18 protein-coding genes are annotated in these 23,742 nt (G+C 37.9%); 17 read left to right on the top strand and 1 reads right to left on the bottom strand.

Annotated elements, in window-relative coordinates; all coding sequences use genetic code 11:
• The 6 genes from EFY79_RS18515 to EFY79_RS18490 all read left to right on the top strand — a co-directional run bounded on the left by EFY79_RS18515 (position 1) and on the right by EFY79_RS18490 (position 7,821).
• Complete coding sequence (locus tag EFY79_RS18515) at positions 1-3,483, top strand: hypothetical protein (protein ID WP_123122235.1); 3,483 nt, start codon at positions 1-3, stop codon at positions 3,481-3,483.
• 9 nt (positions 3,484-3,492) lie between these two features.
• A complete protein-coding gene (locus EFY79_RS18510) occupies positions 3,493-5,034 on the top strand; it encodes a hypothetical protein (RefSeq protein WP_123122234.1) in 1,542 nt (513 codons plus the stop codon).
• Positions 5,009-5,659 carry a hypothetical protein gene (locus EFY79_RS18505; protein ID WP_123122233.1) on the top strand — a complete coding sequence of 217 codons (651 nt, stop codon included), beginning with the start codon at positions 5,009-5,011 and terminating at the stop codon, positions 5,657-5,659. Before EFY79_RS18510 ends, EFY79_RS18505 begins: the two co-directional genes overlap by 26 nt.
• Before the next feature lie 550 nt (positions 5,660-6,209).
• On the top strand, positions 6,210-7,253 hold the full coding sequence (locus tag EFY79_RS18500) for an endonuclease/exonuclease/phosphatase family protein (RefSeq protein WP_199727581.1): 1,044 nt from the start codon (positions 6,210-6,212) through the stop codon (positions 7,251-7,253).
• Entirely contained in the window at positions 7,250-7,465 is a 216-nt protein-coding gene (locus EFY79_RS18495; RefSeq protein ID WP_158605251.1) for an agmatine deiminase family protein, read from the top strand. Before EFY79_RS18500 ends, EFY79_RS18495 begins: the two co-directional genes overlap by 4 nt.
• A gap of 125 nt (positions 7,466-7,590) precedes the next feature.
• The gene (locus EFY79_RS18490; protein WP_148041973.1) at positions 7,591-7,821 is read left to right on the top strand and encodes a hypothetical protein; all 231 of its coding nucleotides are present in this window, start codon (positions 7,591-7,593) and stop codon (positions 7,819-7,821) included.
• A gap of 546 nt (positions 7,822-8,367) precedes the next feature.
• Here EFY79_RS18490 and EFY79_RS18485 read toward each other — a convergent pair.
• Positions 8,368-8,784: a helix-turn-helix domain-containing protein gene (locus tag EFY79_RS18485; RefSeq protein ID WP_123122230.1), complete on the bottom strand. Its 417-nt coding sequence runs from the start codon at positions 8,782-8,784 to the stop codon at positions 8,368-8,370.
• Between the two features lie 280 nt (positions 8,785-9,064).
• On the opposite strand from EFY79_RS18485, the gene EFY79_RS18480 reads away from it, so the two are divergent.
• From EFY79_RS18480 to EFY79_RS18435, 11 genes are all read left to right on the top strand, one after another.
• Positions 9,065-9,751 (top strand): DUF6266 family protein, encoded by a 687-nt coding sequence (locus tag EFY79_RS18480; protein ID WP_148041972.1) that lies wholly within the window; start codon positions 9,065-9,067, stop codon positions 9,749-9,751.
• Positions 9,752-9,968: 217 nt separating this feature from the next.
• Positions 9,969-10,214, top strand: coding sequence for a hypothetical protein (locus tag EFY79_RS18475; RefSeq protein ID WP_123122228.1), 246 nt, complete (start codon positions 9,969-9,971; stop codon positions 10,212-10,214).
• 446 nt (positions 10,215-10,660) lie between these two features.
• A complete protein-coding gene (locus EFY79_RS18470) occupies positions 10,661-11,110 on the top strand; it encodes a Cif family virulence factor (RefSeq protein ID WP_123122227.1) in 450 nt (149 codons plus the stop codon).
• A 314-nt stretch (positions 11,111-11,424) separates the two neighbouring features.
• On the top strand, positions 11,425-12,516 hold the full coding sequence (locus EFY79_RS18465; RefSeq protein WP_123122226.1) for an NAD(P)-dependent alcohol dehydrogenase: 1,092 nt from the start codon (positions 11,425-11,427) through the stop codon (positions 12,514-12,516).
• A 373-nt stretch (positions 12,517-12,889) separates the two neighbouring features.
• Positions 12,890-13,045: a hypothetical protein gene (locus EFY79_RS21495; protein WP_158605250.1), complete on the top strand. Its 156-nt coding sequence runs from the start codon at positions 12,890-12,892 to the stop codon at positions 13,043-13,045.
• Between the two features lie 156 nt (positions 13,046-13,201).
• Positions 13,202-13,807, top strand: a complete 606-nt coding sequence (locus EFY79_RS18460; protein ID WP_148041971.1) for an RNA polymerase sigma factor — start codon at positions 13,202-13,204, stop codon at positions 13,805-13,807.
• Between the two features lie 181 nt (positions 13,808-13,988).
• The gene (locus tag EFY79_RS18455) at positions 13,989-15,182 is read left to right on the top strand and encodes a FecR family protein (protein ID WP_123122224.1); all 1,194 of its coding nucleotides are present in this window, start codon (positions 13,989-13,991) and stop codon (positions 15,180-15,182) included.
• Positions 15,183-15,414: 232 nt separating this feature from the next.
• Positions 15,415-18,825 (top strand): TonB-dependent receptor, encoded by a 3,411-nt coding sequence (locus EFY79_RS18450; protein ID WP_123122223.1) that lies wholly within the window; start codon positions 15,415-15,417, stop codon positions 18,823-18,825.
• 18 nt (positions 18,826-18,843) lie between these two features.
• Complete coding sequence (locus EFY79_RS18445; RefSeq protein WP_123122222.1) at positions 18,844-20,349, top strand: RagB/SusD family nutrient uptake outer membrane protein; 1,506 nt, start codon at positions 18,844-18,846, stop codon at positions 20,347-20,349.
• A 45-nt stretch (positions 20,350-20,394) separates the two neighbouring features.
• Positions 20,395-21,816 carry a sulfatase-like hydrolase/transferase gene (locus tag EFY79_RS18440; RefSeq protein WP_123122221.1) on the top strand — a complete coding sequence of 474 codons (1,422 nt, stop codon included), beginning with the start codon at positions 20,395-20,397 and terminating at the stop codon, positions 21,814-21,816.
• A gap of 82 nt (positions 21,817-21,898) precedes the next feature.
• Entirely contained in the window at positions 21,899-23,029 is a 1,131-nt protein-coding gene (locus tag EFY79_RS18435) for a formylglycine-generating enzyme family protein (RefSeq protein WP_233578050.1), read from the top strand.
• Positions 23,030-23,742 lie beyond the last annotated feature (713 nt).

Raw genomic sequence — 23,742 nt, 5'->3', positions numbered from 1 at the left:
ATGGGTAAAAAATTAAGTATCACGCAAAGGTCGTATGATAAAACCGGGTGGCATAAATCGTCCCAGTTTTCTACAAGTGATATCAAGGATATTAAGATTTCAAAAGCAGGTAATGATAAATCATTAAATGCGATCCCTTCGCCGTTTGCCAGAATTCATGTCTTTGAAGCTGCATTTGATTTATTAGATAAAGACGAGTTAAATGGTACCGACTATTCAGGTGATACTTTTAAGAAACTGGTGTCTGATTGCTTTGATGTTTTTGAGTTGCTCTATAATTGGAACAACCATATTCGGGATGAAAAAAAATTATCTATAATAAAGTGGAATAGGAACACAGAGATTGGAAATTTAAAAAGAAGCAGAGCGAGACATAAATTATTAGGAGAAACGTTGGAGGTTTTTTTTAGTGAAAATGCGTTTGGAAACTTTGAGGATATTTTTATAATCAAATACAAAAATCGTCCAATCGCAGGTTCATCCCCCTTTACAGGTTTTTTCACTGCGCCTAATGCTGGACAGGAAATAGATTTATATAATCCTATTAACCGTGGGAACTATTTTTCTAAAATTATTCCCTTTGACAATCGTAAGCCAGAGATTAAACGATATATACTGGATTTCTTCTATAAAACCAACCTTCAAAAATCTGATGCGACTAAAGTAATTCGCACATATTTAAGAAGGCATGCCGTTGAAGTGGCTGATGATGTTCTAATTCCTTTAGAAGAGATTAGTTTACCTGATAATCAGAAAATAGATTTGTTTGGGCAGCCTTTACAATCCAGCTCTCGCAAATCTGAAATAGATTATTTTGAAAAATATCTAGTTAAGCTTAATTATCAAATCAATGATAGCTTTTTTCATATCCCATTGCAACAAAGTAAAGCTGATAGAAATTATGATTATCTCTTACCTCTGACAACAATATTTTTCGAAGAATTCAAACCAGAAGACATCAGCCGTATTGTTTTCATAAAAGAACTAGATAAAGATTCGGTTGAAGTTTTGATACAAATTGGAAGTAATAAAATTTCAAAAAAATATCATACAAAAAATGTCTTGGGGCAGGATGGGCAACTTATTGATTTGGCGGATAGCTATTCTGTAAAACTGAATTTGGGAATTTACCCGTTTTTAAAAGTCGTTAATTCACCAGATGGTGATGATTACAATGATTTTTATAAAGTTGCTTTGGTTACTCAAGATTTAAACAGGAAATACGACAATCATGATTTTTCTCTTGAATTTGGAAAAAATGGGAGGGTAATAGTAAACACAAGTTTACATGAAATACAAAGGGAAGAAAGAACGTCTATGAGCAAAGCTGCTATTGGTTCTACTTACTATTCGTTAAATACCTACTTTGACTTTATTCAGATCGCTCTACCAGCAATATCTAACTCTCCAATAAAAGGTATTATTGTTCCTAAATGGCAAGAAAAATCAATTGGCACAAAGAAAATTGATTACAGTGTTGATTTCGGTACAACCACGACGTTTGTAGCTTATACTGACGACCCTAATCATACCAAGGAACCTCAAGCACTTGAAATAAAAGCCAAGGAATTACAACTAGTAATGCTAAATAAACCGCTTAGAAAAAGAGACGATATATCTTGGACAGAGATATTCGATTGGTTATCTATTAAAGATTTTATAGAGTCCACATTGGTTCAAAAACAAGAGTTCTTACCAAGTATTATTTCTAATGAAAATAAAGAAAAATATAAATTTCCAATCCGGACAGTGTTATTCCAAAAACAATCTATTCCAGACAACCTAAGGTCGTTATTTTCGAATACTAACATTGCGTTTACTTATCAGAGAGAAGACAATAATCTCACTGATATAAATCAGGAGTATATTACAAATTTAAAGTGGAATATCAAGACTAATAATGCTTTTAAAACGTCTATTAAAGTTTTTTTGCAGGAATTATTCTATCTTCTTCGCACTAAAACTATCCTTAATGAAGGTGATCCAAAAAGAACAGCAATAACATGGTTCTCTCCTTTAAGCTTCACTCCAGCTTCGAAACAAGCATATAAAGAAATATGGGAGGATTTACTTATAAAGATTTTCAAAGGTTCGCAGAAAAGGCAGGTACAAAATCTAACCGAATCGGAAGCTCCATACTATTACCTATATAAGAAAGCAGATATAAATGATGCCACATCAGTACTAACAATTGATATTGGTGGTGGTTCTTCTGATATGATGTTCTTCAGTGAAAACAGGCCTATTTTAGGGACGTCGGTCCATTTCGGGGCGAACATTTTGTGGGGAAATGGGTTTAATGATTTTGAATCAGAGAAGGCCAATGGCATTTATGAGGCAATAAAGGAAAAAATTGTTAATAATCTAAAGTCCACCGATTTAAAAACTTATAACGAACATGTAATTGCAAAAAACGGATCAGATGAAATTATTAATTTTTGGCTTTTAAACAATGATAAGGCGTTAGTAATTGACGAACTCAAACGCAATGAATTTAAGTTGAGTTATTTATTACATTTGACCTCTTTAATTTTTCACTCTTCTAAGCTACTTAAAGCCAATAATCATAAGGCTCCTACATGTATAATCTTTAGCGGAAATGGTAGTAAGTACATTGATTTGATAGCATCATCTGAAACTATTCAAAAAATATGCGGATATATACTAAAGTCAGCTTTTAGCGATCCTAATATAGCTTATCCGCAAGTTATTTTACCGGACGCAAACAGAAAGGAATCTACTTGTTATGGCGGCCTTTATAAACCACAAACAAATAATCAGTTTAAACCCGTTAATTACCTGGGTTTAGAATTAAATGATAGTGATTATAGAAAATATATAGATATTGATATTAGAAAGGAATACGTTTTTGAAAATGTATTAGAGACGTTTAATCATTTCATTGATATCTTTTTTAAGATGAATGATGAACCTGGACTTGCTTTCCGCAGCAATTTTGGCATTGAAGTTAAAGCACAAGCTATTAAAAGCTTTATGAAATCGAAAGCGGCCGAAAATCTACGTATTGGCTTTGATAAACGGCGCCAGACAGTTGATGGACAGGACGAAATTTCTGACTCTTTGTTCTTTTACCCATTAATTGGATTAATTTTTAAGCTAAATAAATTGACTTCCAATGAAATAAGCGGATATAGTCCCAAAAGCATTTATTATGGATTAAGCCCGGATAATGACAACGAATTTCATACCTCCCGTCTCACAAGTATTAGACGGCCCGATTCAATCTTCAGTCTAACTATTCAAGATGATAACCCAAACTTTGGTGAATTAAGATTAATCGAACATTCCGAAGTTTACAAAAGGGCAATAGCGGGCATAGAAGGCTATTTAAAACCTGTAAGCGATTGGGATCAGTTTCCAGAGAACGGTGACCAGGAAATAAAAATTATTAAACCGGGAATTGTAGAACGCCTGGGTGATAAATGGATTGTAAAGGAGCGTTTGAAAATAGAATTTATTTAATCTTTATATATGAATGAAAACCTGTTTTATTTGATAGAGTTGGTTGTTACGCTCGTCGTTCTTTCTTTACAATTTAATTTTTTCTTTCAAACTAAAAGAAAAGTTGGTGAATTGAATCTAATTTTTCCCGAAATTTCCCTAGAAGGCGATTTTATCATAAAAAAAGATATAAATGGAACTGAAGTGGAATTAATAAAGGATGATGTGGCTTTCTTTGGTTTCATTTTTAAGGACATGCTTTCCTCAATAAACCGATATTTAGTTAAGAATAAAGGGGCTGTTGATTTCTCTATTATCAAGAGTATTGTAGAGCGATCAACGCAGGCAAAAGAAAATGAGGTATCTTCTACAGTTAGTTTGCCTTTGTATATTGGATTGATGGGGACTTTCATTGGTGTTATACTTGGCCTTTTGAAGATTGCTTTTTTGGGAGGGGTTTCTGATGAAAACATTAATGCTTTTATAGGCGGTATATTTATTGCAATGGTAGCCAGCCTTTGCGGCTTGGTATTGACAGTTATTAACAACTCAGGTAACTTTAAAAAAGCAAAAACAATCACTGATGATCGGAAAAATAAATTTTTCAATTTTCTCCAAGTAGAGCTTTTACCGCACCTGGGTAGCAGTCTGTATGATACACTTGATAGGCTAAGAGTCAATATAAATGATTTCAATGATAAGTTTAGTAATAATGTCAAGATGTTTGACACCAATTTTACTTCTAATATTTATCATTTAAAGCAATCTGTAGAAAGCATTGCTGACAATATTAATCCCATAATTGAGAATACAAACTCTCAAAAAGAATTTCTTAAAGAACTAAGAGGAATAGGCTATAACCGGATGGCAGAGGCAAACATTAAGGTATTTACTTTAATGAAAGAGGCAGGCCCAAACTTTGTCAAATTTATAGACAAGCAGAAAGAATTAAATGAATCAATTGAAAAGACAGCAGATTTTGTAAATACGATACGATCTGTCATGGACAGAATAAAGACTTTCGAAGAAAGTATTAATAAGTTAGGAGATAGGATAGACAACGCAGACTATATGAGTTCAGATCTTCTTAAAAAGGTTGAAAGAAAAATGTCTGAATTGGATAATCAATTCGAAGTTCTCAAGCAACATTCACAAACAAGTAATTCAGACATATATAATTTCTTTGAAAGAGAATCAACTAAAATTGAAAAGTTGGTCGCACATATCGAAAATGAAATTGAACGTGCGTTAGATTTTAACATTGATAACAATCCATTTCAAAAGCTGATGTTGCTGGACAAACTGAGCCAATTGCAAAATTTGGAAATTATCGTAAAAGACAATCTGGAATCAAAAGCGAAAAGGGAAGAAATTTATCAAGAAATAAGTGGAACAAAAAAATCTGTTGAAACAGTTAATAAATACCTATCCTCTATCGATAGCACACTTGTAGAAATTAATGAAGGGGAAGAAGAGAGTGAGGCTGTAGTAACTGAGGAAACCGATGAAAATAACGTATCATTTCTCGAAAAACTATTTGGAAGTAATGGAAAGCATCGGAGAAAAGAATAAAGACTTTTTTTGGCCAAGTTATGTGGACCTTATGACGGGCCTATTTGCTATTGTTCTTGTGCTATTCGTTCTCAGTTTCAAACTTTTCAATGATAAGAAAAAGGAAATAACAGAAGAAAAAAACAAATTTGAAGTTTTAGCAGATCAATACACAAGAATAAAAAAAGTAGATGAACAAATTCAAGCGTTGGAACAAACGGGCACATTCGTTTATGATGAGAAATACAAACGGTTTATAGTAAAAGATTTTATAGGAAAAGAAATTTTCGAACGGGAGGAATACAAAATTAAACCAGAATTTTTATTGATAGCTATAAAGGCTGGAAATGAGATAAAAAAATTAATTAATTCATTTCCCTCTAATGAAAATATAAAATTTCTTATCTTAATTGAAGGTAGTTGTGCTTATGGAGAAGGAATGAATAAGCAAGGAGACGGTACCTATATCTTAAGTTATCGAAGAGCTTTAGCATTACACAAGTTATGGCAGGAAAAAAATATTTTTGATCCTACAAAGACTGAAATAATTGTATCAGGCAGTGGTTTTTTCGGTGTGGGTAGAGATCCCCACGAAGAGAACAATAAGCGCTTTCTAATACAAATTATTCCGAAAATTAATAAATAGCTGTCTAATATTTTGAGTGATTTATTTGTGATTTCAAAGATTTGCAAACTAAGTACGCGTAAAATAATATACTTACTACTTATTGTTTGTATTTTTATTAATCGACATAAAACTTCTTGACTACTGGAAAAGTAATCTCAATATATGATGTAGGCACATATGATATTTTATTAGCCGGAAATAGAAAAATCAGGATAGGAATAGAAGGGATAGATGCACCTGAAAAACGGATGTCTTTCTGTCGAGTGGTTATAATTTATTTAGGTAAGCTATGTTCAAAAAGAACTCATTCGATCAAGTATACGGACTAAAGACATGCATGGAAGAAGAGTTCGTGTTTAGGTAATGGCACTGACTTAAGCCACGAAATGGTAAAGGCAGGGTCAGTCCTGGCGCTTTAAAAAATTTTCAACCAATACTTCTTTGGCACACTTGGAGTTTAAAAGTTGGTCTCGGGTAGCTTCTAGTAACTCGCCCTAAAATGATTCTTAGATATCAACCAGGGACACATCTTATCGAGATAGTTTCTGATTAGAAAGATTAATAATAAATGAAAATTGGAAAAATAAAGCACTTCGAGTTTCGAATACAGGAATGGTTTCTTGCAGTAGCGATAATTTCTTCTGTTGTATTAAACAGTTGTTCGGGTTGTTCACCTTCTGGGCGTCAGGAAAGAAATAAAAATAACCAGGTAACCAAGGACAATGTTGGACACAGCTTTGTTAGCCTGAAAAAAAATAAAGATTTTAATAAGGATACTGAGATAATTCCTATAGAAGAAGGTAAAAATCTTACACCTGGGTATAATAATAATCAGGTCCACCCAATTTCATCTGCGGATGACGTAGCTGTTCTTTCATGGAATCTTGAAGATTTTGGGAAATCTAAAAGTGATGATGTTATCAATTTTATTGCAAACACGGTAAACGGATTTGATGTTGTGGCAATCCAGGAAGTGGTAGCAGGCTATGGAGGAGCACAAGCTGTCGCACTATTAAACGATGAACTCAATCGAAAAGGCAGCAAATGGGATTATACAGTTAGTGATCCTACAAGTGGGGAAAATTCTTACAAAAGGGAGCGTTACGCTTTTTTATGGAAGACCTCAAGGATTAGTATAGTTGGCCAGCCTTGGCTCGAAATACAATATACTAGTGAAATAGATCGGGAACCTTTTTTTGCAACTTTTAAATTTCATGATAAGAAATTTACTCTTGTAAATTTTCATGCAATTACAAAAAAGATGCAGCCGGAAACAGAGATAAAATATTTTAAAAATCTTCCGTCAGAATATCCTGATAAGAATTTGGTTTTTAGTGGTGATTTTAATTGCCCTCAGTCTCACACAGTTTTTAATCCCTTAAAAAAGATGGGGTATAAGCCAATTTTTGAAGGTCAGAAGACAACTTTAAAAAGGCGAGCTTTTAATAATGAATTCCTTACATCAGAATTTGATAATATATTTTATAATGTCCAAAGAGTCAATTTCATCAACTCGGGTGTTATTAAATTTTATGAATCTTTTGATAATCTAAGTGATGCCAGAATTGTTTCAGATCATATTCCAATATGGTTTCAATTTTCATTGAATTGAATATAACAAATAGGCGGTGGTTTACAGAACGCCCACTTGAGATACCATGCAATACTTCCGCAAATAAAAACAATGACCAGGCAAACGGTGAATACCTGAATTATTTGCAATTGAAAAATGTGATCATTCTTCCGGCGTTTGGGATTCCTGAAGATGAAATCGTAATGGAGCAATTTAAAAAATTGTTTCCGGCAACCGGATGGTTTATGTAAACAGTAACGCTATTGCAAATGATGGGGGAATATTAATTGTATTACCTGGAATATTTTAATAAAAATTATGCAATCAGAAGCATACAGGGAATCCATCAAAAGACGCATTAAGAAACCTCGTTACCGTGAATGAATCTATCTATGATTCGTTGATTCTAATAGCCATGACGGGCGAACTCAAAGAATGGAGTAAGTCAGTGCCAATAGGGGAGACGCATTATTTTGATTTTGACCTTTTCAGCAATTGTGCTGATACCAACTTGCAGTTACTGGTAAAACTAATTGAAGAAGTAGATAAAGTTTACCATACAATAAAGAATCTGAATACGATTGAGATGGAGGACGAGAGAGAATAAAGAATGGCAAAATAATACAGGAATTAAGGGAATTGCCTACATCTAAAATTGTCTCTTAATTAAGATTGAACAATTTTAAGAAGGAACATTGCATCGGGGAAAAGAATGACAAATAATATTACCCGAGTGACCAAAACACGACGTTTAACTATTGATTTGTTATTTCGACCAATACCTTGCTTCGTTTTTCACAACCATTCTTCTTAAGTAGCGCAAGCCTTCGCGCGGACGCAGGTCAGTGCGGCGACCGCTCATAACTAACGCTGGTTATAAACTGAATTGACAATTAAAAAAAGGTAATTACGGTACTTTATTAGCAACAAGCCGGGTAACGCTGATGCACAGGTCGAAAGACCTGCGCTAGAAAGAAATTACGTCTGTTGTGAGTATGAAGTCGTCAGGTTCCACACGGGGTGAGAACGTATTCCTGCCTTCAGCCTCCTGCATTGCAACTTTAACCGTGTCGGAAAAAGCAATCCCTTTCTTTACCGGTTTACTCACGTAAACGGTTTTTTGGAAAAAATATGAAACGGATTGTTTTCCAGCTTAAGCCGGCATCAGACGGTTCACTAATTCCGCCAGATCCGGAGAACAGATGGAAGATAAGGCTATCAAGGCTCCCATGCATTTTAAACCGGTCTTGCGAAGCGGGCTGTTTTTTCCAATCACGATATTTTGCTTGAGCATATTCGCTATTTCCTGTTTCAGGTAAAACACCTTTCCATTTTTGCTTAATTGCGTGTAGGACAGTTCGCCATTTTTGCGCATGTTGGTCAATACGCGCTTGCAGATGTGTAATTGGTCAGCCATATCCTGGTTATCAAGAAAAATATCATTAAGCGCTACGCCCGGCGGAACGTGAAGCCGGGAAAGCAGATTTGCTATTTCTTCTTCTGATGGTGTGGGCACGGCTTCTTCGGGTGGTGGCTGTGGTGTTTTCGGTGGTCTTTTTTCCTTTTTCATAGGTTAGTTGGTTAAGGCATTGAATGTTGAGTTTGTGGTAATAAAAATGTACTTCAAATTAAAATAAAATTGAGATAAAATCAAAATTTATGAGCATAAATAATCAGGCAGGCAAGCAGTCATGGAATTACATGGAAGAAAAAGATAAAGGATGGAAGAAATAGTAGCAGATAATGAAGTTTATGGAATTGATTAGTGCAATATGTGGAAGAATTTTCAGCGCCATACTGCCGCTCTTACAATGCCGTTTTATTCATGTATTGCGCTACTGCACCAAGCGATGAAGCGCAAAAACTCGGTATCTTATTTTTTCACGAAAAAACCAATTCTTATGGCAACATTTGAAAAGGGCATTTTAGGAGGATTTTCCGGTAAGGTCGGATCCGTAATAGGTGGCAACTGGAAGGGGATAGATTACATGCGCAGCAAGGCCGCGAAGCGCACGTTTGTCCCAAGCCAGAAGCAGCTTGAGCAGCAACTGAAGTTTGCGCTCATGATGCGTTTTTTGCAACCTATGGCGGGGCTTCTTACTATAAGCTTTCACGATTTTGCTGTCCGCAAAACGGGGATCAACAGCGCGTTTGCTTATAACTACCAGGAAGCTATTACCGGCGACTTTCCTGACTATGCCATCGACTATTCAAAAGCGCTGGTAAGCAGGGGCAACCTGCCAAACGCGCTGGCGCCATCGGTAATTTCCGGAGCAGGAAGCACCCTGACCTGGAGTTGGACTGATAACAACAGTTCAACGGCTGATCCAAACGACCAGGCGATACTGGTAGCCTTCTGTCCCGAAATGAGACAGGCTATCTTTACCACCAACGGTGCGAAGAGGAGCGAATTGTCTGCTGATTTAAACGCGGTTACCTTCAGGGGTAAACAAGTAGAAACCTACATCGGTTTCTTGTCAGCAGATGGTCGTAACTCATCGATCAGCATTTTTACCGGTGAAGTAACGGTAAGTTAGATTCTTTCCTTAAAGGGGCTGGAATACCCTGGCCCCTTTCATGGAACAACTGACATTACAGCGCCTGAACCAACAATTAAAAAGCCGTCACCTGATGGCTTTTTTTCTGTGCATAACCCGGGCGGTGACAAGTATTTGATGAGTGATAAATGAGTAGGTTATTTTGTTCATAACCCTGTTGCAAATGATGGGGGAATAGGAATGCATCAAAGACGCATTGAAAAATCTCGCTACCGAGAATGAGTCAAGCTATGATTCGCTGATTGCAATCGCCATGACCGGCGAACTAAAAGAATGGAGTACGTCAGTGCCAACAGGGGAGACGCATTATTTTGATTTTGACCTTTTCAGGAATTGCGCTGATACCAATTTGCAGTTACCGGTAAAACTAATTGAAGAAGTAGATAAAGTTTACCCTACAATAAAGAGTCTGAATACCATTGAGATGGAGGAGGGAAAATAAGGAATGCGCAAATAATACACGGAATAAAGGAAATTGGCGGTTGCGCCCGGAAGATTGATTAGGAATCAAGCTGGTTAAACCAGGAATTCATCATTTACGCAACGTCCCGATGGGCATACACTCAATTTGAAAATAGATGACGGAGATTGCCGGGAAACAAAATAAATGAAATTATTTCACGTCATGCAACTTTTATGCCTCTGTAAAGCAAAGAACAGAGCTCCCTCGCTGCTCTTTTCTCACTGTGGATTTCGTGTCCCGTAGGCTAGAACTGTACCATCTCTTAAAGATGCAATTCAAAACGCCGGGAAAGGGAATGAGGGCATTTTTCAGACAATGGCCCCGGTGATGATGGCCGACGAAATGAAAGAGTGGGAGCTTTGAAGTGCAAAGAGGTTCATAACTTTGAATGGGAACTTTTTAAAGACAAAAGGAAAACGTTTGATATGAAAAATATTTACTTTCTCTTACTGTTGCTTATAAGTGCATCGTTTGTGTATGCACAGGAAACCAAACTTGCCGATAGCCAGCGAAAAGAGATTATTATGCTGATAGCTCAATATTCGCATGCCCGCGAATCAAAAGATACGGTCCTTCTAAAAAAAATAATTACAACGGATGCTGATCAACTCGTTTCTACCGGCGAATGGAGAGCGGGCATCGGCGCTGCCGTGGAAGGTATGATGAAAAGCTCAGCCAATAACCCGGGAAGGAGAATCCTGGAGGTTGATAAGATCCGGTTGGTAACCCCGGTATGTGCTATTGTAGATTGCCGTTACGAAATAGCTAATGCAAGCGGCAATCCGAGGAGGATGTGGAGTTCCTTCATCGTGGTAGCCGATAAGGGAATATGGAAAATAGCTGCTATAAGAAATATGTTACCAGCAACGCGGTAAAAAATATTTCCTTGCTTGTCTTTGAAATCAGGCAGTCTGGCCCCGAACGTCACTAATCACCAGGTTCTTCCCGCATGACGATTACTACCCGTGCAAACTCAACAACGCGGCGTCAACCAGGGACAAATTTTTATGAAACAGGAGCAGATGGCTTTGAATTTTTAAGTACTCTGTTTCATGGGTGAAAAACAAAGACCGACATGTTTCGTGTGCCACGAACGAGGCAGAAAATGTGTTTCGTGTGCTGCGAATGCATAGAAAAGCATAGCTTTAAATTGAATAGTTCATTTAAATAAAACAAAAAATTGATTAATATGGAAACAGCAACAGCCGCAGAGGGCGGTAGAACGCTAAGCACAAAACAGGTAAAAGCATTTGGTACACAAGCAGCAGCAGCGCCATTGAACCCATTACACATACAAAGAAGAAGGCCAACAGCCCATGATGTAGAGATAGAGATATTATATTGTGGCGTTTGCCATTCCGATTTGCATACCGCAAGAAATGAATGGCATGGTACGGTATATCCATGTGTGCCGGGGCATGAAATTGTTGGAAAAATTGTAAGCGTCGGGGAGCATGTTACCAAATTTAAAACAGGAGATTTGGCCGCAGTGGGTTGTATGGTGGATAGCTGCCGTGAATGTGATTATTGTAAAGAAGGTTTGGAGCAATATTGTGAAAATGGCAATACCTTAACCTATAACTCTCCCGATAAATACATGGAGGGCCATACGTTTGGCGGTTATTCGGAAAGCGTTGTAGTAAACGAAAATTATGTGCTTCGGATTCCTGAAAACCTTGACCTCGCAGCAACTGCACCCTTGCTGTGTGCCGGTATCACCACGTATTCGCCACTTAAGCATTGGAATGCAGGCGCTGGTCAAAAGGTCGGTATTGTCGGCATTGGAGGATTGGGGCACATGGGGGTAAAGCTGGCAAAGGCGATGGGGGCAGAAGTAATTGTATATACTACTTCACCATCGAAAGTGGAAGATGCCAAGCGCCTTGGAGCTGATGATGTAGTACTTTCAAAAGATGCTGACCAAATGCAGCGGTATGCAGGGAAGCTTCATTTTGTACTGGATTGCGTTTCTGCAAATCACAACATCAATGATTATTTGGCTCAACTTAGGGTAGATGGCACGCTGGCATTGGTTGGTGCACCCGAACATCCGCTTCCTGTAGCAGCATTCAGTTTAATTCCTTTTCGCAGAAGTTTTGCCGGATCAACCATTGGCAGTATTGGCGAAACACAGGAGATGCTGGATTTCTGCGGTAAACATAATATTGTTGCAGATATAGAAATGATCAATATTCAGCAAATCAATGAAGCTTATGAGCGTTTGCTGAAAGGTGATGTAAAGTATCGCTTTGTAATTGATATGGCATCATTGAAAAAGTGATTCATAAAAAACTCCGCCTTAGCCGAAGCCGGGTCTACCGAAGGGCAACCAGCATGCACAATGGATTTTTATTGTTGTGCCCCGTTCCTTAGCGGTAATGTTTTCGCCTCTATAGGTTCCGCCAACGGTAAGCAAGTGGAAACCTATATCGGTTTGTTGTCAGCAGACGGTCGCAACTCAGTAACGGTAAGTTAGATTCTTTCCATAAAGGGACGGGAATACCCTGGCCCTTTTCATGGAACAACTGACATTACAGCGTCTTAACCGACAATTATAAAGCCGTCATGTGATGGCTTTTTAATTTGGTCTGTTCTTGCCCGCCGGTTTATTTACAATAGCTGTGGAATAGTAAACGAACAAATGACCAGGATTTATGTTTCCGGTGGAAAAAGCAATTTCCCTGCCGTGGCAAGACGCCAACCAGCTCCCTGGTGCGTCTCCTACCAAAACCGGAATGGTAGATATACCGCTATTCTTCTGGTTTGGTGATGTAAGAATAGTAGAGCCGGGCGACGGATCTAACCATTAACTATTCATCGAAAAGAAGGAATAACTTCCATGGGTAAACGAAAATAATTTTGAAAGATTTCTTTTACGGCTTCTCTTTCTAAAATCAACATCCCGACATTTCCATAGCTTTGTTTTATAAATTAATTGCGACATTCAATAAATTTAAAAAGATTAATTGTTGCCTTTCATTATGCTTGTTTATGATCTATATGATATGAGAGAATATTTTCAAAGGCTTGCAAAAGGCGATGCAAGTGCATTTGAAACCATCTTTGAACTTTATAAAAGAAGAGTGTTCGGCGTAGCGCTCAAAATGCTAAAGTCAGAAACTGATGCGGAAGAAGTGGTGCAGGATGTATTCCTTTCCATCTGGCTGGCTAAGCGTAACCTGGGCCAGGTCAATGAGCCGGAGGCTTACCTTTTTACTATTACATACAATACCATCTATAGCCGCCTAAAAAAAGCATCCCACAACCAAGAGCTTTTAAATACCATCATACAACATCTTACTGAAATACAAAACACCACGGCTGAAACGATTGCTGCGCGGGAAACAGGCAAATTGATTAATGAGGCAATACAGCAGCTTCCGCCACAGCAACGGACAGTTTACGAATTGAGTAAGCAGGAAGGGCTTAAGTATGATGAGATCGCAGAGCTTATGCATCTCTCAAAAAATACCGTACGAAACCATCTTTCTGAAGCGATGAAAACCATCCGTACTTTTTTGAAGAAAACGGAGATGCTGTTTATGTCGCTGGTAATACTGCTTATCTGTTAAACCCTTTTTGCCGCTAACTGTCTGCCGGCAAAGGCATATTGTGGCCAGGTCAGCGCCGCATGCACTTTAACATATCCGTGAAATCGTTTGAAATACACTCGGTGCTGGCTTAAAAAAAATATTTTACCCCCGACTGGTACTTTTATTTTATTTCACACTCCCTGTATAAAGAATAGTAATTATGAGCGATGACCGTTTAAAATATCTTTTAGAGCAATATGCCTCCGACGTTTCGACACCGGAGGAAACGAGGGAATTATTCGGCTGGATCAGAAAGTCGAAAGATGATATGCTACTAAAGGAAAAGATCAAAGAACTGTGGGCCGGCTATGAAAATGGTAAGCAATTGCCAGATGTGGATTGGGATGAGATATACAGGAAAATCATTAATACGCCTGTGATAGAGAAAAAGCATGTGTGGTTTCAGGTGGCGGCAGCAGCGGTTATTATTGCAGTACTTTCTGTGGGTAGTTATTTTATATTTAATGATTATTCCACCAAGCCGATTGCGAAAACAGCAACTCAGCAACAGCTTAAGAATGATGTGCAGCCGGGCGGAAATAAGGCCATACTTACTTTGGCAAATGGTGCTCAAATTATTCTTGACAGCGCAGGCAACGGAGCATTAACGCAACAAGGCAATACAAAAATCATCAAGCTGAACAATGGCCAGCTTTCCTATAACGCATTAAATGAAAAACCAGATCAAGTTTTATACAATACTATTTCCACACCACGTGGCGGGCAATACCAGGTTGTGTTGGCTGATGGAAGTAAAGTATGGCTCAATGCCGCGTCATCACTGCGCTTCCCTACATCTTTTACAGGAAACGGGAGAGAGGTTACACTAACCGGCGAAGGATATTTTGAAGTAGCCCATGACGCCGCAAAACCTTTTAAGGTTTTGGCAAATGGGGTTGAAATAAAGGTTCTTGGAACGCATTTTAATGTCAATGCTTATCAGGATGAGGCGACAATAAAAACAACACTTTTAGAAGGATCTGTAAAAGTAGGAAAAGGCGGTGCCAGCAAAACGATTACGCCGGGTGAACAGGCGCAAATAGAAAACCATGATAACTCCCTGAATCCAAAGATAATGGTTCAGTCTGTTGATGTAGATGCCGCAGTAGCCTGGAAGAATGGAAGCTTTATTTTCCGGGGAAATGATATACAATCGGTAATGAGACAACTCGCAAGATGGTACGACGTAGAGGTAAGCTACCAGGGAAATATTACCGATGAGGAGTTTGTAGGAGTGATCAACCGCTCGCGCTATGAGAATATTTCCGAGATACTGGATATGCTGGAAAAGACGCGCCTCGTGAGTTTTGCTGTTAGCGGGCACCATGTTACGGTGATGCCTTTTAAGAAATAAGTTTATTTGCAAAAAGGATAGCTATTAATTGTTTAGTAAATCAGTAGGGTTCGTATTGCATTAAAGTCTTTTACTTAGAAAGTATTAGAAAACCTTACTAAATAGCAAATTATCAATAAATAAAATTATCCAAAAAAAACCGCCCCGACGGCAATCGGGACGGTAACAATTTTGGGTAACCAAATAAATAAAACAGTTACGATCATTCATTTTAAACCCAAAATACAAAAGTATGATTTTATCCATTAGCGGTAACTTTTTGCTAAGGCGCAGGCTGCCGCCTCAATTACTCAAAGCTATGAAGCTCACTGCCTTTCTCTTAACAGTTGCTTTTTTGCAGGTGCACGCAAAAGGGATTTCACAGGTAACGTTATCACTCAGGGAAGCGCCTGTGGAAAAGGTGTTTCGTGAAATTGAACGACAAACCGGTTATGGCTTTCTTTACACTAAAGAGATGCTTGCCGGGCTGCCGCAGGTGACCATAAACGTAAGGAATGCCCAGGTGAAGGAAGTATTAAATCAATGTTTCAAAAACGAGCCCCTGGAATATTCTATTGACAAAAATACTATTGTGATTACGAGGAAGGTTTCTGCCGCTAAAACATCTGTTGCAGAGCCGGTTCCTGCTTTACCGCCGCCCATTGAAATACATGGAAGGGTTGTGAACCAACAGGGGCAACCCTTACAGAATGTATCTGTATTGATATCTGGCACCGCTATAGGTACTACTACCAATAGTGAAGGGCGTTTTAGTTTGACTGCGCCTGATGATAGAAATGTTGTATTGGAAATTTCCAGTGTGGGATATCAAACAAAAAAGATAAAGGTGGAAGGCCAAATAGAAATTAAGGTTACTTTGGAATTCGCAATTACCGGCTTAAGTGATGTGGTGGTGGTCGGGTATGGCACGCAGAAGAAAAAAGATCTTACCGGATCTATTTCTACGGTAGATGAGTCTCAATTAAGAAATAAATTTTTTACTAACTCAACTGAAGCTTTAAGAGGTGCAAAGGGAGTTTATGTTGCCCAGCCAGGCGCCCAACCAGGTAAAGGTGAAGTGACAATGAGGATTCGTGGTCAGGGAACTTTAAATGATAATGATCCGCTTGTAATTGTTGACGGAATTGAGTATGATCTCAGCAACGTAGATCCAAATAATATAAAAAGCATTTCAGTCCTTAAAGATGCGGCGGCGGCAGCAATTTATGGATCAAGAGCGGCAAATGGTGTAATACTTGTAACTACTAAAGATGGCAAAGGTTCTAAAGGATTTCACATCAGTTATAATAATTATTTTGGAGTAAGCAAAGCTATAAATTTGCCTGATTACGTGACTGATCCGATTCAGTTTTTTGAGATAAGGAATCAAGCACAACGAAATGCAGGCGATGCTACGGTTACCTATAGTGAAGAGATGATTGAAGACTATAAAAATGGAATGAAAACGGATCCTTTAGTATATCCAAAAACTAATTGGTATGATATAGCGCTTCGAAATGCATTTGTGCAGAAACATTCTCTAAGGCTATACGGTGGAAGCAATAATTATAATTATTCATTGTCTGTAGGGAAAGATGATCAAAAAGGGATATTAAGAGGAACTAAATCAAATAAGTATTCAATTGATTTAAATACCAGTGTAAATGTTACTGATAGATTGACTATTAAGGCAATCATAGGCGGACAAATAAATAAATATTATGAACCCGTAGCTGGTGCTAATTATTTAATGGACCAGGTTAATAGAGAAGCAAGTGTGCCTTATGATCCCGTTCTTACAGAAGATGGAAGATATGCCGATAACTTCATTAAGACTCCTGGACATTATAGCTACAGAAATCCTTTAGCTATAATAAACGAGGGGTTAAATCGTCATCGGGAACAAGCCTATCGTCTCAGCCTGGAAGGCGAATATAAATTCCCTCTAAATTTAACCTATCAAATTCTTGGAGGATATACAAAAGAAGATTACTTAAATCAAATATTTGAGCCTGCTATTTTTCAATATAATGTCAAAACAGATGAGCAGGTAAGAGTGCGTTTAAGTGATGCTCCTATCAGGCATGCAGAAAACATAGATACGTATAATTCTCAGGCAAACTTTCAGCAAACATTAAGATGGGAGGAGTCTCTAAAAAATGACCATAATCTTTTTATCTTATTAGGCAATAGCATACAAAAATTTGATGATAATAGTTTTTTTGCACACAGGGAGGGGTATTTAGGAAATGATCTTACTACATTAAATGCTGGCTCAACCAATCCAAATGTTGGAGGTACTTATAGCATCAGAACGCTTGCTTCACTATTTGGACGACTAAGGTATAATTATCGTGAGAAGTATTTGTTTGAAGCGAATTTCAGATATGACGGCTCGTCAAGATTTGCGGAAGGCCACAGATGGGGATTGTTTCCATCCTTTTCTGCTGGCTGGCAAATTCATAGCGAAAACTTCATGAAAGATATCAAGTGGATTGATGCTTTGAAACTGCGGGTTTCCTGGGGGAAATTAGGTAATAATCGCATTGCTCCCTATCGATATGTTAACCTGGTCGATTTGGGGCATGACTATATTTTTGGTAATGATGTTTCTTCCGGAGGAGCTATCACACAATATAATGATCCAAATATAACATGGGAAACAACCGCCACTTCCAATATCGGAATAGATGGGACTTTTTTTGGAAGAAGCTTAAATATCAGTTTTGAAGTATATAATAAAAAGACCGATAATATTTTACATGAGGTTTCTCTGCCATCTCAAGTTGGAGATCTCGGTGGGCCAATCGAAAATATCGGAACAGTAACCAACAAAGGAATAGAGGCTAGTCTTTCTTATCAAAATTCTATAGGGGATTTTCATTATAAAATAGGAGGAGATATTTCAACTGTAAAAAATAAAGTCATCGCACTAAATAATCAAACGATTTTTAACTTCGGATGGCGTAGTGGTGGAGGAACAATTATTAAAGAAGGCTATGCCATTGATTCTTATTATATGCTTCATTCGGAAGGCATTTTTCAAGACCAAGATGAAATTAAAAAGCACGCATTTCAATCTGATAAAACTAAACCCGGGTATCTTAAATTTGAAGATACGAATGAGGATGGTAAAATTGATCAAAGTGACAGAGTTATTAGTGATAAAAGCCGTATTCCCAAATATACTTATGCATTCAATTTAAGTTTTGGCTATAAAAGAATTAATCTTTCTGCCTGGTTTACTGGGGTTGGAAAGGTTTATACCTATTCAAATTATTATGGCGTTGTTCCATTTTGGTATGGTTCAGGTATTACAAAAGACTGGGTAAAAAATTCATGGACGCCTGATAACAAAGACGCAAAATTACCAATCCTTACTACATATGAAGATGCTGTTAATACAAATTTCACGAACTCTGATTTCTTATTGTTTGATGTTTCATACTTACGTTTAAAGAATGTGCAAATCAGTTATGATATCCCGGAAAATTTAGCCGGCCGATTACATTTAACCTCCGCTGAAGTTTTTGTTAGTGGGGATAACTTATTCACGATAACTAAAATGCCATTTTATGATCCGGAAAAAAATCTGAGCGTACAGACATTTGACGGTTACCCCGCTTCTAGAACTTTGACATGTGGAATTCGAGTTAATTTATAAACAATAACGACTAATAACATGAAAGGATTAAATAATATAAAGAAAAGCCTGAAAGTAATATTTGTGTTTGGATTTCTTCTTTTAGGATGTAAAAAATTTTTATCAACTTCCCCGGCCGATCAATACACACAGGAAAATTTTTGGAAAAATGAAGAGGAGGTAGAAGCAGGTTTAACAGGGGTATATGAAGTTTTACGGGGATATTCAAGTGACTTAATATTTCAGGGTGATAAATTATCGCCAAATGCAGTAAAGTTTGATGATCCGGGTGGCTGGCGTTCAATTGCAAGAGGAGATGCATTAACCACTAACGATTTGTTTGAAAACGCATGGTCGTCTAATTACAGGGGCATAGGAAGAGCAAACACTGTGTTGGCTAATGTTGACGCAGCAAATTTGGGTGAAGAAGTGGCCAATAAAATAAAAGGGGAGGCCAAATTTTTACGTGCTTTTTTTTATGCTGATCTGCTTGACAAATTCGGAGGGGTTCCTCTTATTACAGATCAACCCAATCCTTCTCAGGGCGATCAAGGCAGAGCGAGTGAAGATGATATACTGAATCTTATACTCAATGATCTGTCTGACGCAGCCTCTCTCCTGCCTGATGATAATGCTCCGGGCAGGGTAACCAAGGGAACTGCATTAGCTTTTAAAGCGAGAATTTTACTATATCATAGTAAATGGAAGGAAGCTGCGGAAACTGCTAAAGAAGTAATTGATATGAATAAATATTCTTTGTTTCCGGATTATGGGGGATTATTTAAAGTGGAAAATGAGAATAACTCAGAAGTGTTATGGGATATTGAATTTAAATTGCCTCGATTTAAAAATAATTTCGTTGATCAAGCTACAGTTCATACTGATCCTGCACCTCTAAAAGGACTTATTGATGCTTACTTTATGAAGGATGGAAAGCCAGCTTCAGAGTCACCATTGTATGATCCTTCTAATCCCTACAAAAACAGGGATCCCAGGTTATATAAAACTGTCAGACTTTTAGGATCAAAGTTTAATGGTAATATTACTCTACCTAGTGATGTTCCTCAGACTTTTATTGGAGCTAAAAAATGGACTTCATATAATGACAGTAGTCATATTCCACCTGTTTCATCGGGAAGTAGCGAAATTAATCCGATTGTCATTCGTTATGCCGGTGTTCTGCTCATTTACGCTGAAGCGGAAAATGAAGAAGCCGGTCCGGTGCAATCCGTTTATGATGCAATTAATCAAATTAGGGAAAGGCCAGGTGTAAATATGCCCAAGATTACTCCAGGGTTATCCCAAGACGAAATGCGACAACTAATAAGGCATGAAAGGAGAATTGAATTAGCAATGGAAGGATATTATTATACAGATATAAGACGGTGGGGAATAGCCAAAGATGTTATGAATGGTCCGGTATATGACTTTAATGGTGATGTGTATGAGAATAGAAGTTTTAAGGTTCCAAAAAATAACTTATGGGCAATTCCAACTAACGAAATTGATTTAAATCCCAAATTAGAACAAAATCCTGGCTGGTAACAATTAGTATTCTTAAGCATATTTATTATAAAAACTTATTTAGCAATGATTAATTTCATAGGAACAAAGAGAAATCTTATAATTTTTTTCCTACTAACTTATACTTTTTTGTATTGCAATCCGTGTCATGGACAAGAAAAACCAAATATTATTATCCTTCTTATGGATGATGTAGGTTATGGCGATCTGCAGAACTACGGGAGTCCGACGACTAAAACACCCAATATGAATAGGTTTGGTAACGAAGGGATTCGTTTTACATCTTTTGAAGCCGCTCCATGGTGTGTTCCATCCAGAGCAGAGCTAATGACTGGACGATATATGGCAAGAACTAAATTCAATGGTAATACGGGAGCCGGCGGTCATGGTGGACTTCCTGATACAATTTTAACTCTTGCAGAAGGCCTCCGTCGTGCAGGATATGCTACAGGGATGGCTGGTAAATGGCACCTCGGATATGACCCTAAAAAATATTTACCCACGAATCGCGGTTTTGACAGTTGGTTAGGTCTTCCTTATTCTAATGATTATAAGAGACCATATGTCCCTACAGATGTTCCATTAGTGATGTACAGAGACACTACGGTGGTTGAATATCCGGTAGATCAAGACTCTTTGACATTGAAATATACGGCGGAAGCTATTAGGTTTATAAAGAAAAGTGCAAAGGATAAGGAGCCATTTTTCTTTTATCTGGCCTACAACATGGGACATCTGCCACTACATGTGGCTCCGGAGTTCTTAGGAAAATCAGGAGCGGGGCTTAGGGGGGACGTTATGATGGCATTAGATTGGAGTGTTGGGCAAATTATGGAAACACTTAAAAAAGAAGGACTTTCAAAAAATACAATTGTCTTTCTTGGCTCAGACAATGGACCTTGGCGGGAAGCTCCCCCTAGAATGTTTTTAAAGCCGACGGAACCTGAGGGTAGCAACTGGAAAAAACATTGGGAAATGTATGGAGTTGGAAATAGCCCTTGGGATGCTGGATCTGCAGGGCCTCTGAGGGGTTTCAAGCATACCACGTATGAAGGTGGTCCCAGAGTACCGGCAATGATTCTCTGGCCAGGACATATTAAGCCTGGTCAGGTCTCAGATGAAATGGTCACTAATATGGATATTTTTACCACGTTTTTGAAATTAGGTGGTGGTAAACTACCACATTATAAGATAGACGGTATGGACATGTTGCCCTTCTTCACCGGAGCTCAGCAACATTCATCCAGAAATGAATTTGGATATTTTATCAATTCATGTCAGGGCATTAGATTAGGAGAGTGGAAACTTAGAATCACTACGGGGGTTGGAGGGGATATTGAGCTATTTAACATGCAGTATGATCCGCAGGAACTATATAATCAAGCAAAAGACCACCCGGAAATAGTTAAACGACTAGAAAAAGAAATGAAGAGATTAGCAAAGGATGTTGGTACAGACTTACCTGTAGCAGCAGGGGCGGAATGGTAAAAAGAACGAAAGTGATATACAAGTATAATAAATGCTGTTTAACACCAGTTCATTTTCTAAATTCCCAAAAAATTCTAAATCATTGAAATATATAAAATTCGTTTTCTTTTTTATAGTCCTGATAACATTTCTTGGATGTAGTGGATTTAATAACACCCAAACAAAAAGCTCTTACGTCACTGCTAAAAATGATACTGGCACATCCTGTATGATGGTACCTGCGAGGTTCTGCTATACTTCTTTTGATTCTTCTTTAAAATTCAATGTTGACCCTTCTTTCAAAGGCATGGTGTTAATAAAAGGTGGCTTGTTCATGATGGGCGGCAATAATTCGCAGGCAAGTTCGGATGAATATCCGAAGCATAAAGTGCAGGTAAGAAGTTTTTGGATGGATGCGAATGAAGTGACCAATGCCGAGTTTGCAAAATTTGTAAAAGCAACTCATTATGTGACTACTGCAGAAAGAAAACCAGATTGGGAAGAAATGAAATCGACCCTTCCACCCGGTACGTCAAAACCACCCGACAGTGTATTAGTGGCGGCATCGCTGGTCTTTCGACAGACTTCTGGTCCTGTTAATTTAAACGATTATAGCCAGTGGTGGAGTTGGGTAAAAGCTGCAGATTGGAAACATCCCGAAGGGCCGGGAAGCGGCATTGATGGAAAAGAAAATTATCCGGTCGTACAGGTGAGCTGGTACGATGCGGTGGCTTATTGTAAATGGGCAGGCAAACGTTTACCCACAGAAGCGGAATGGGAATATGCGGCAAGAGGCGGGTTAAAAAATGGAATTTATCCCTGGGGAAATGAATCAATAAATTCCGGCAAAGCGAAGGCAAACTCATGGGGAGGAAATTTTCCTTATTATAATGATAAGAAGGATGGATATGCGAAATTAGCGCCAGTGAAATCTTTCTCTGCAAACGGCTATGGTTTGTATGATATGGCCGGCAACGTGTGGGAGTGGTGTAGCGATTGGTACGATGCCTATTATTATCAATCTTTTAAAACAATTGCAATAAATCCCCAAGGGCCTGAAAAAAGTTTTGATCCCCAAGATCCTTACACTCCAAAAAAGAGTTTACGTGGAGGAAGTTTTCTGTGCAATGACGCTTATTGCAGTGGTTACAGAGTAGCTCGTCGCATGAAAAGCAGTCCTGATACAGGCTTGGAACATGTGGGATTCAGATGTGTGAAAGATGAGAAACAGTGAATGTCTCCTCGTGCCCTCCGCAAACTGGAACGAACAGCTAATCAAGAACAAATTCTCCTAAAGTATTTACTCACCAGTTGCGACAAATCAATTAAGTAAATTTCTTTTTTATATAATGAAGAAAGAATAAAGGAGCCTTATGGTTGACGCCGTCATCAGACCGTTTAATAATAACGCAGTAGCATGGTGTTTTTCACAAGAGGCAATTCTGTACTGTCTTTAAAGCCCAGCAACTTTTTGGTAACATCTTCCGAAATGAAAGAAGATGGCGTTGTCGTGGGGATGGTAATAATTTTGCCAAAGTGCGGCTCATGTTTCTTTTCATCAAAATTATTTTTCGAAATTGATTTCGATGGTGCAACCCGTTTTTAGACTTTTTATATATTATATTGAGCGTTATAAAAATAGAATTTAAGATAGAACAAACCCGGGGAGTCTGACAAAAGCTGTTTTCTATATCTATGTTTTTGCCTGATGTTTACTACCAAAACTATTTTAATTTTGCTTTTATTGCTTGGGTATATAAAACTCAATATCAGATATCAGGTTGCCATAAAGAATGGATTCATATAAGAAATATTCTGGCATAGAACTATTGAAATTGCTGCAGGGTGGTGATAAAAAAGCGTTTATCGAAATCTATAATCGTTATTGGCAACAATTGGTTGATATTGGTTAATACTTGTTTGTATTGCATAATTCAGCTTTAGGAA

The organism is Hanamia caeni (genome assembly GCF_003721595.1).
In the GTDB taxonomy this organism is placed as follows: domain Bacteria; phylum Bacteroidota; class Bacteroidia; order Chitinophagales; family Chitinophagaceae; genus Ginsengibacter; species Ginsengibacter caeni.
Note: the sequence above shows the minus strand (reverse complement) of the source record. Positions and strands in the feature narration are given on the sequence as shown.

Coding starts and splice junctions, on each gene's coding strand:
- EFY79_RS18515 (WP_123122235.1), top strand. CDS start 1: ATGGGTAAAAAATTAAGTATCACGCAAAGGTCGTATGATAAAACCGGG.
- EFY79_RS18510 (WP_123122234.1), top strand. CDS start 3,493: ATGAATGAAAACCTGTTTTATTTGATAGAGTTGGTTGTTACGCTCGTC.
- EFY79_RS18505 (WP_123122233.1), top strand. CDS start 5,009: ATGGAAAGCATCGGAGAAAAGAATAAAGACTTTTTTTGGCCAAGTTAT.
- EFY79_RS18500 (WP_199727581.1), top strand. CDS start 6,210: ATGAAAATTGGAAAAATAAAGCACTTCGAGTTTCGAATACAGGAATGG.
- EFY79_RS18485 (WP_123122230.1), bottom strand. CDS start 8,784: ATGAAAAAGGAAAAAAGACCACCGAAAACACCACAGCCACCACCCGAA.
- EFY79_RS18480 (WP_148041972.1), top strand. CDS start 9,065: ATGAAGCGCAAAAACTCGGTATCTTATTTTTTCACGAAAAAACCAATT.
- EFY79_RS18470 (WP_123122227.1), top strand. CDS start 10,661: ATGAAAAATATTTACTTTCTCTTACTGTTGCTTATAAGTGCATCGTTT.
- EFY79_RS18465 (WP_123122226.1), top strand. CDS start 11,425: ATGGAAACAGCAACAGCCGCAGAGGGCGGTAGAACGCTAAGCACAAAA.
- EFY79_RS21495 (WP_158605250.1), top strand. CDS start 12,890: ATGTTTCCGGTGGAAAAAGCAATTTCCCTGCCGTGGCAAGACGCCAAC.
- EFY79_RS18455 (WP_123122224.1), top strand. CDS start 13,989: ATGAGCGATGACCGTTTAAAATATCTTTTAGAGCAATATGCCTCCGAC.
- EFY79_RS18450 (WP_123122223.1), top strand. CDS start 15,415: ATGATTTTATCCATTAGCGGTAACTTTTTGCTAAGGCGCAGGCTGCCG.
- EFY79_RS18445 (WP_123122222.1), top strand. CDS start 18,844: ATGAAAGGATTAAATAATATAAAGAAAAGCCTGAAAGTAATATTTGTG.
- EFY79_RS18440 (WP_123122221.1), top strand. CDS start 20,395: ATGATTAATTTCATAGGAACAAAGAGAAATCTTATAATTTTTTTCCTA.